The organism is Pseudomonas sp. PDM17 (assembly GCF_014851985.1).
Classification (GTDB): domain Bacteria; phylum Pseudomonadota; class Gammaproteobacteria; order Pseudomonadales; family Pseudomonadaceae; genus Pseudomonas.
In genome coordinates, this window is the sequence record NZ_JACVAT010000008.1 from 43673 (window position 1) to 54587 (window position 10915).

Annotated in this window: 1 protein-coding gene; it reads left to right on the plus strand. The window is 66.3% G+C overall.

Translation table 11 applies throughout. The features are described 5' to 3' along the window. Window positions 1-336 precede the first annotated feature (336 nt). Entirely contained in the window at window positions 337-10905 is a 10569-nt protein-coding gene (locus IB256_RS25300; protein ID WP_192404552.1) for a VCBS domain-containing protein, read from the plus strand. Window positions 10906-10915: the final 10 nt, after the last annotated feature.

Genomic DNA, 10915 nt, shown 5'->3' on the forward strand with positions numbered 1-10915 from the left:
CCGGAGTGGGAATGGACGACTCAGCATAGGCGGCGCTTTCTCACCGGTGCCAGCCAGCCCGTCAGACGCTGGAAGACCCCGACTGGCTCCTCGGACAGCTTCCTGCACCGTCATCCGCTCTACGTCAGGCGTCTGCCGCGGAGCCGCGGTTCCCAAGGCCTGCAGCCGACGTCTTTGTAGGAAGGCTGTTACATTTCTGAGACAAAAAGCGCTTCTATTTGTCGCTTATGTATCTGTTCTGCTGGCGAAAATTCCAATCGCGACTAGCGTCAATTCCGTAAGCAGATATGCGTAGGACTGCTTTTCTCTGGGGATTTACCAGCCGGAATTAGGGAAATGCAGGCCAAATATCGCTCGAAGCTCTTCCAGCCAGTTGCCCACGCCCTGGCGCTGGAACAACGCATCCTGTTCGACGGCGCAGCCGCTGCGGCCGTCGATCAACAGCATCACGACAGCACCGCCGCCGAGACGAAGGACACGGCCAAGCCGGCCACTGCCGTCGAGGCTCGCGCCCAGGCAGCCGCCCCCGCACAGGCGGCGCCGCGCAACCTGGTGGTGATCGATGCCCGCCTGGAAAACCGCGACCAGCTCGCCGCCAACCTGCCGGTGGGCACCACCGCACTGGTGGTGGACGCGGGCCAGGACGCCATCGCGGCCATCAGCAACGCGCTGACGCAACTGGGCAAGGTCGACTCGATCCAGATCTTCTCCCACGGCGCCACCGGCCAGTTCACCCTGGGCAACCAGACCTTCACCAGCCAGAGCGTCGACCAGCTCGGCGATCGCCTGAGCGCCTGGCGCGGCGAGCTCAATACCGGTGCGGACATCCAGCTCTACGGCTGCGACGTCGGCGCAGGCAGCGCCGGTCAGGCGCTGGTCAACGAACTGGCACGCTGGACCGGCGCGGACGTCGGCGCCTCCAGCAATGCCACCGGCTCCACCAGCGCCGGTGGCGACTGGAACCTGGAAGTGCGCACGGGCGACGTGGACAAGTCCATCGCCCTGAGCGCCGACACCCTTGTGAGCTTCCAGGGCCTGCTGGCCGACGCCAGCCCCACCGTGGCCATGGGCAGCGGCGGCGCGGCGGTGCGCCTGGGCGATACCTTCACCTTCGACGTCAACTTCAGCAACCCATCCACCCAGGTCGGCTTCGCGCCCTACATCGACCTGTTCATGCCGGCCACCGGCCGCGACGGCAATGACGGCGCCACTTTCGTTTCCGCCACCTACCTGGGCCAGGCGGTGACCAGCTATGTGATCACCTTCGACGCCAACGGCAATGCCACCCACCCGCTGGCCAAGGACGCCAACGGCAATGCCCTGGTGATCAACGCTGCCAGCGTCGGCATGAAGGCCGGCGACCAGATGGTGGTGCTGCAGCTGCCCTACGCCAGCGTCACCAGCGGCCAGCCGGCCATCGGCATCCAGGTCACCGCGCAGCTGAGCAACCTGGCCGACACCAGCTATTCCGACGGGGCGCCCAATCTCACCATCAATGCCCGCGGTGGCTTCGAGTACGGCAACGATTCACTGAACAACCCGGCGCAGGACCCAACCCTGGTGGAAGCGGCGCTGCACAGTTTCGTGGTCACCCCGACGCTGCTGTCGGTGACCCAGACGGTGAACATGCCCGAGGGCGAGACGGTCACCGGGCCGAACTTCACCCGCACCGAAACGGTGACAGTGACCCCGGCCCCCGGCCAGACCCTGACCAACGTGACGGTTACCCAGACGGTGCCCGACCAGGTTCACGTCAGCTCCATCACCCCTGGCGCCGGCGGCACCCTGACCTCGATCACCCTGCACGACGGCACTGTACTGACCAACCCGACGCTGATCGCCGCGGCACTCAACAACCCCAATGCCTTCGTCGCCAGCTACACCATTCACTACGACACCCTGAGCGCGGCCAGCACCACCACGGTCGGCTTCTACGTACCGGAGATCGACGCGGCCGGGCGGCCGGTGCTCGACCCTGCCACGGGCAACCCGCGCACCATCACCTTCGGCACCGCCACGGTGAATGGCGACTGGAACCCGCTGGACCCGCGCGACCGCCCCACCGACCCGGACGGTTATCCCTTCACCGTGACCGGCGACGGCGCAGGTATCACCTTCGTCGCCAAATCGATCACCCTGCTCAAAACGGTGAACCTGCAGACCGACGTCGGCACCCCCGGCATTACCCCCGGCGACACCCTGCGCTACACCATGGATGTGGCCATCTCCGACTTCTATGCCTTCGGCAAGAACATCCTCGGCCAGGGCACCTTCACCGTCACCGACCAGCTCAGCGACGGCCAGACCTTCTCCGCCGCCAATGCGCCGAGCATCGTCATCCAGCAACACGGCGCGTCGCAGGTCATCCCGGTGATCTACACCGCCACGGTGAACGCCGACGGCAGCACCACGCTGGTCTTCGACATCGGCGCGTCCATCGCTGCCGCCGTCCAGGGGCCCGGCCTCTATGCGCTGTTCGGCGACCTCTGGGATGACGATGTGCAGGAAGGTGCCACGCGGATGTCCATCGTCTACGACGCGACCATCGACACCACCTATACCTCCGACCACCCGCCCCATGACCAGCTCAACGAGGGCGACAGCGTCAGCAACAACGCAACGGTGGATGCCACTGTGCTGCGCGACTCGCTGAACATCGGCGGCGAGCAGACTGACGGCTCCGGCACCACCAGCACCATCGACACCTCCAACATCGATATCACCCTGACCCAGGTGAACGGCGGCAACCCGCCTGCCAACGGCGAGCTGCGTCCCGGCGACGTGGTCACCTTCACCATTACCTACGACCTGCTGGTGGCGGACTACGAGAACTTCAAGCTCACCGCCTACCTGCCGCTGCCGCTGCTCAACGCGGCGGGCATTAACTGGAGCATCGGCAACGGTGTCGGCCAGTGGAGCTTCGGCGCCGGCAACAGCATCCTCGACGTGCCCGACAGCGTCACCACCGGGGCCGGCAACTCGATCATCTTCGACTTCGGCAACTATGTTTCCGGCGGCCTCAACGGCGGCACCGTGCAGGTGCGCTTCACCATGGTGGTCGGCGACCAGCCCTACGCCGACCAGCGCGAACTCGACGTGCTGGCACAGTCCAGCCAGACCACCACCATCGACAAGACGCCGCTGATTTCCTCGGATGTCGCGGTCATCGAATCGGTCGCCGAACCGGTGCTGGACATCAAGCACGGCGTGGTTTCCACCACCAACGGCACGGTCACCGGCACCACCGGCACCTGGGCCCAGCCGGGCACCACCGGCACGCCCTTCAGCGGCAGCGTGACCAGCCTGGCGGCAGTGGATGGCAACGTCAGCGGCATCGACGGCGCCGACACCCTGCGCCTGGCCACGGCGATCAAGAACAGCGGCGGCGGCAACGCCTTCGACGTGTCCACCAGCATCACCCTTCCGGCAGGCCTGGCCTTCGTCGGCGGCAGCCTGTCCACCGCCAACCTGCAGATCCATCGCGGCGACGGCAGCCTGCTGGTGCAGGGCGTCGACTACAGCATCAGCGGCAACAGCATCACCTTCCTCGACCCCAACAACCAGGGCACCCTGCTCGCCGGCCGCGCCGGCACGGCCAACGACCTCTCCGGCGCCAACGTCGTGGTGATCACCTACGACGTCACGGTGAGCAACGCCATCCTCGCCTCCAGCACCCTGCAAAGCAGCGCGGCGCTGACCCACTACGCCAGCGTTGAGGGCGGGCAGGACTTCACTCCGGTGGACATCGTCGAAGTCGCCAACCAGCAGGTGGCCGCGCCGACCATCACCAAGACCTACCAGAACGGCAGCCTCACCGACGACGACTCCAGCGCCGGCCACACCAGCGGCAGCAACCTGGTGATCGGCGAGAAGATGACCTACGACATCGTCGTCACCCTGCCCGAAGGCAGCACCGCCAACCTGCGTCTTTCCGACCTGATTCCGCCGGGCCTGCGCCTGGACCTCACGGCCTTCGGCGGGGCGGGCTACCAGATCATCTACAACGCCGCGAACAACGGCATCGATCCGTTCAGCGGCGCGCTCACCCAGGCCTTCGCCGGCTCTGTCAACGTCCTCACCTTCAGCGGCGACGGCAGCGATGGCGGCGACCTGAACCTGCTGTTCAGTGCCGCCGGCTCCACGGCGGACAACAACATCGGTAACAACGCCTTCGTCATCCGCCTGGTGCTGGTGGCGAGCAACGTGCAGGGCAACCAGCAGGGCGTCACCCTGAACAACGGCGCGCAGCTGACCTACAGCGACCCCGACGGCGATACCCCCAACGGCGCCACGGCGGTGGACCGCACCGTCGCCAGCCCGCAGCAACCTTCGGTGACCATCGTCGAGCCGACCCTGACGGTGAGCCAGCAGGTCACGGCCACCCCCACCTACGGCGGCTTCGACGAAGGCGACACGGTCACCTACACCATTACCATCAGCAACACTTCCGGCACCAATGCCTTCGATCTCAGCCTGCTGAACATACTGCCCACGCAGATGGACAACATCGTGATCACCGGCAAGGTCTACAACGGCGCCACCAACAACGGCGGCGTGGACTTCATCATCCAGAACGGCCAACTGGTCACCGCCAGCGGCGCCAACATCGATATCGCCAATGGCGGCAGCATCATCATTTCCCTCTCGGGCGTGGTGAACGACACGGCAGCCGGCCAGGCAGTCATCACGAACAACGTCGTGGTGCGCTGGACCAGCCTGGATGGCCTGAGCAACGCCACCGACACCGGCGCGGGCGAGCGCGGCGGCGACGACGGACTGCTCAATTCCGGGGTGCTCAACGACTACCGGCAGATCAACACACTGCTGATTCCCGTCACCAATGGCATCCAGGTCTCCCGTGTCGGCGGCCTCGACGCCACGCCGCCGGCGACCAACTCCTCCGGCGCTACCGATACCGCCGGCCTGGAAGAAACCGTGGTGGTCGGCGAGATCGTCCGCTACCGCGTGGCGATCGTGGTGCCCACCGGCGTAAACCCCAATTACCAGATCCGCATCGAGTTGGCTCCCGGGCTGGAGTTCATCCCCGCCGACCTCAACAACATCCTTATCGCCCTGGGTTCCAGCGCCATTGGCGGCCTCACTACCGACGCCACCGACCTGATCAGCGGCGGCACCCTTGGCATGGTCGGCAACCAGAACAGTGACGTATCGCTGCCGATCCATCCCGACCTGTCCGGCGACAAGCCCACCGGCATCTTCAACATCAACAGCGGGCGCCTGCAGATTTCCCCTGATGGTCGGACCATCACCTTCAACCTGGGCAACCTGACCAACAACGAGATCAACGACGGCGATATCGAAGGGGTGATCCTGGAGTTCAACGTGCGCGTCGCCAACATCGCCTCAAACATTAGCGGTGCGCAGCTGAGCATGAATGTGTTCGAACACGTCGGCACCGGCGGCGGGGTCGACCGCGGCCACAGCGCCACGATCTTCGAGCACGTGGTGGAACCCAGCTTCACCGGCATGGACAAGTCGGTCATCGACATCGCCACCGGCAGCGTCGCCGGCACGACCCAGGCGACGGTCTCGGTCAGCTTCACCCAGAACGGCGAAGTACCGGCCTACAACATCGTGCTGCGTGACCAGTTCCCCAACGGCAGCGACTACGCGATCCAGAGCATCGTCATCAACGGCACCAGCTACACCACCGGCAACCTGCCGGCAGGCGTCACCGCCAGCGTGGTGGGCGGCCAGGTGGTGCTCAACTTCGACCAGCTGAACGTCAACGACAAGGTACAGGTGATCTACAGCGTCACCCTGCCCAACACCATCGTTCCCGACGACGTCACCAGCTCTGCGGTCCTGACCTGGACCAGCCTGCCCACCAGCTTCGAGAACGCCGGCTGGGGCGGCTCGCTGCCACTGACCGCCGGCGGCGCCGATGGCGAGCGCACCGGCCAGGACGGCGTCAGCGGGCTGAACAATTACATCCTCAGCGATGGCGCCGGCATGGGCGTGGTGCAAGGCACCCTGTGGGATGACACCAAGTCCGCCACCAACAGCATCACGCCCGACGGCCCTGGCCTGGGCGGCATCGACGTGACCCTGACCTGGGCCGGCGACGACGGCGTGTTCGGCAACGCCGACGACCGCACCTTCAGCACGGTGACCGCCGCCGACGGCACCTACCAGTTCGCCATCCTGCCCTCGGGGAATTACCTGGTGGCGGTGGCGCAGAACTTCGCCCAGGCGAGCAACAACCGCTTCCACGTGCGCGTCGACTCCGACAGCGGGACCTCCACCGTCGGCCTGGGCAACATCAACCTGAACCTGGCCGAAGGCGCCATCGGCATCGCCGATGCCGGCTACGTGCATATCAACGAAGCGCCGATCAACACCGTCGCCGACCAGCATGGCCAGGAAGATACCGTGCTGCACATCGTCGGCCTCGCCACCAGCGACGTGGACGTCAACGCCGGCAATACCGCCGGCGTCATGACCGTCACCCTCAGCGTGGTGCACGGCGTGCTCTGGCAGAGCGCAACGACGCCCGGCGCTAACGATACCCCCCCGACCGGCGCCGGCCGCACCCTGGTGCTCACCGGCACCCTGCAGCAGATCAACGTGTTGCTCAGCCAGATTTATTACAAGGGCGATCAGGACTTCAACACCGCCCGCAATGCCGAAACCCTCACTATGGTCACCAACGATCAGGGTAACTTCGGTGACGCGGACGGCGACGGCATCCCCGGCGAAAACCCCGACGACGCCCTGAAAGACACCGACACCCTGAACATCGTCATCGACCCGGTGAACGATGCGCCCATCGCCCGTCCCGACATTGCGATCGCCATCGAAGCCGGCGGTTCGAACAACGCCACGGTCGGCGTCGACCCCACGGGCAACGTGCTGGATAACGACACCGACGTGGACATCGCCACCAACGGCGACATCCTCAAGGTCACCCGCCTGGAGAACTCCACCGGCGGCTTCGTGGTAGTGCCCGCTGCTGGCGTCGTCAGCCTCGCCGGCCGCTACGGCACGCTCTACATCACCGCGACCGGTGGCTTCCAGTACGTGGTCGACAACAGCAATGCCGAAGTCCAGGCGCTGCGCACCGCGGGCGACGTGCTGCGCGAGTCGTTCGGCTACTTCATCACCGACACCGGCGGCCTTTCCAGCTCCACCTCCCTGACCATCGACATCCACGGCGCCAACGACACACCGGTGGCGCAAAACGACACCGGTGCCGCCATCGAAGCCGGCGGCACCAATAACGGCACCGCCGGCAGCGATGCCACCGGCAACGTGCTGACCAACGACAGCGATGTGGACGCCACGGTCTATGGCGAGACCAAGGCCGTCAGCCTGGTGCGCTTCGACGGCACCGGCGGTGGCGCTATCCTGCCGGTCGCCCCCGGCTCACCGACCACCGTTGCGGGCCTCTACGGCAGCCTGACGATCAACTCCGACGGCACCTATCGCTACGTGGTGGACAACAACAATCCCGTGGTCCAGGCGCGGTCCCCCAGCGACCCTCTCCTCTCCGAGCAGTTCACCTACCAGGTCACCGACAAGGGCGGCCTGAGCGCCATCGCCACCCTCACCATCACCATCCAGGGCGCCAACGACGCGCCGGTGGCAGTGGACGACCACGGCAGCGCCACGGCCGGCGCCAGCGACGGCAGCCCGGCACCGGTCAACGCCAGCGGCAACGTGATCACCGGTAACGCCGGGGTGGGCACTGACACTGACGTCGACAACGTCGACCGACCCAACGCCGACAAGCTCAAGGTCGACGGCGTGCGCTCCGGCCTGGAAAGCGCCGGCGGCACCCTGACCGGTGTCGTCAACGGCATCACCACCAACATCGCCGGCACGGTCGCCCGGCTGGCCAACGGCAGCATCATCAGCGGCAACTTCGGCCAGCTCAGCCTGAACGACGACGGCACCTACACCTTCGTGGTCAACAGTGCCGATCCGGCCATCCAGGCACTCACGGCGAACCAGAGCCTGGACGTCATCTTCACCTACCGCATCCACGACACCGGCGGGTTGACCGACCAGGCGCAGCTGGTGATCACCGTACGCGGGGTGAATGACCCGCCCGTCGTGCAACCCGTCGTGATCCACGCCACCGAGGCCGGCGGCCTGCTCAACAACGTCGCAGGCCTCGACCCGATCGGCAGTATCCGGGGCTCCTATGTCGATCCCGACGGCGATGTCCTGACCATCACCGCCGTGGTCAACCCCAACGGCGTCAGCGGCAACGTGGGGGCGGACCTGGCGGGCAACTACGGCGTACTGCTGCTCAACGCCGACGGCAGCTACCGTTTCGTGGTCAACAACCTCGACCCGGCGGTGCAGTCGCTGCGTACCTACAACGACACACTCAGCGAGGTCTTCACCTACAGCGTCAGCGACGGGAACGGCAAGACCGTCACCCGCACCTTCACTGTTATCATTCACGGGCAGAACGATACCCCCATCGCTGCCGACGACACGGGGGCCGCCATCGAAGCCGGCGGCACGCTGAACACCACGCCCGGCGCGCCCGCCACCGGCAACGTGCTGCCCAACGATCTGGATGTGGACGGCGCGGCTTACGGAGAAACCCATGTAGTCGACGCTGTGCGCACTGGCACCAAAGGCGCCGGCGGCACGCTGATCGACCTGACCGCCAGCGGCGGCGTGATCGCTGGGACCTACGGCACTCTGACCCTCAACGCCAACGGCACCTATACCTACACCGTCAACGACAGCCTGGCCGCCGTGCAGGCGCTGAAGAACGGCGACTCGCTGACCGAAGCCTTCACCTACCGCATGCATGACACCGCTGGCGCCACTTCCATCGCCCAGCTGACCATCACCATCGAAGGCCGCTACGACGCCCCGGTGGCCAACGACGACATCAACTACGCCGTAGCCAACCTCGATGGCAGCGGCGGGCGCAACCCCACCGGCAACGTGATCACCGGTCTGACCGGGATCTTCGCCGGTATCGGTGCCGACACCGATGTCGATGCCGGCGATCACATGCGCGTCACCACCATCGCGGTCGGCCCGGAGGGTGCGCAGGTGAGCACCGTGGCGGTGACACCCGGCAGCCCGCAGACCATCGTCGGCGCGTTCGGCACCCTGGTGATCAATGCCGACGGCAGCTACCAGTACTTCGTCGACAACACCAACGCGGACATCATCGCCCTCGGCCCGCTGGCGTTCGCTCTGGAATCCTTCACCTACCAGGTCACCGACGATGGCGGCCTCAGCGACCAGGCCACACTGATCATCCTGGTCCGTGGCCAGAACCAGCCACCGGACACCGCGCCGGACTTCGGCACGGCGGTCGAAGACGGCGGCCTGCACAACAACGTGCCAGGCAGCAATCCATCGGGCAACGTGCTGGACAACGACACCGACCCGGACACCATTACAACCATCCCGCAGGATGTGATGCACGTCGTCTCGTACTGGGCCGGCGACCGCCCCGTTCCGCCCGACGCCAGCGTTCCCGGCCAGAGCCTGCGCGGCCTGTACGGCACCCTGACGCTCAACGACGACGGCAGCTGGAGCTACGAGCTGGACAACTCCCTGCCGGAGGTCGAAGCCTTGCGCGCCAGCGGCCAGACCCTGCAGGACAAGTTCACCTACCTGGGCGCGGACATCTGGGGCGGCGCCACCCCAGGCCTGCTGACCATCACCATCGACGGGCGCAACGACACGCCGATTGCCAGCGACGACAACGCGCTGGCTGTGGAGGCCGGCGGCGTCAACAACGGCACCCCCGGTGTCGACCCGCGCGGCAACGTGCTCGACAACGACACCGACGTCGACGGTGTGCAGTACGGCGAAACCAAGTCGGTCGTGGACTTCACCAACCAGAACGGCAACACGGTCAATGCCGGAAACGTGCTGCAAGGTCTCTACGGCAAGCTGGTCATCAATGCCGACGGCAGCTACGAGTACCGCGTCGACAACGACAACCCCGCCGTGCAGGCCATGCGCAGCGCCAACGAGAAGCTGCAGGAAGTCTTCACCTACCGCATGCGCGACACCGCCGGCGCTACCTCCGACGCGCGCCTGACCGTGGTCATCCAGGGCGCCAATGACAACCCGGTGGCGCGCGACGACAGCAACAGCGCCACCGACCAGACGCCGGCACCGCAGGCCAGCGGCAACGTGCTGCCCAACGACAGCGACGTGGATGGCGGCGACTCGCTGACCGTCACCGGCATCCGCACCGGCCAGGAAACCGGCAACGGCACTGCCGGTGTGATCGGCCAGCCGATTGCCGGGCGCTACGGCACGCTCGTTCTCAACGCCGACGGCAGCTACACCTACACCATCGACCTGACCAACCGCGAAGTGCTGGCGGCGGCCGGACTCGGGCAGGTGCTCAAGGACTACTTCACCTACACCATCAGCGACCTGGCCGGCGCCACCGACGATGCCGTGCTGACCATCACCCTGGACATCGCCACGCCGTACATCCCGCCGGGCCCGCATTTCGACCGCTTCGGCGACGACGGCTACCCGCGTGACCGCCTCCCGGACGTAGACCCGGCGATCTTCGTGCAGCCGGTGGTCGAGCGTATCGACGATCGCCTGTCGCTCTCCAACTGGGGCGCCGATGGCAGCCACATCGACATCTTCGCCACGCCGGAAATCGAGAGCCCGTCGCTGGGCTCACAGCTGGGCCAGGTCAAGGGCCAGTTCGTCGCCCGCGCCGTGGCCGAAAGCCGCCGCGCGGCAACGCTGGACAAGAATTGGGTGGACGGCCGCCACGGCGTCATCAGCCTCAGCGCCGACGGGCTGTTGCCCGACCCGTCGCTGTGGGCGCCCTTCCCCGCCGACATGGTCGGCAAGGCTGACAAGGCGCAGAACACCCAGGGCTTCCGCGCGCAGCTGCGCGAGGCCGCCCAGCGCCGGAGTGGCCAATGAGGAACCCGCG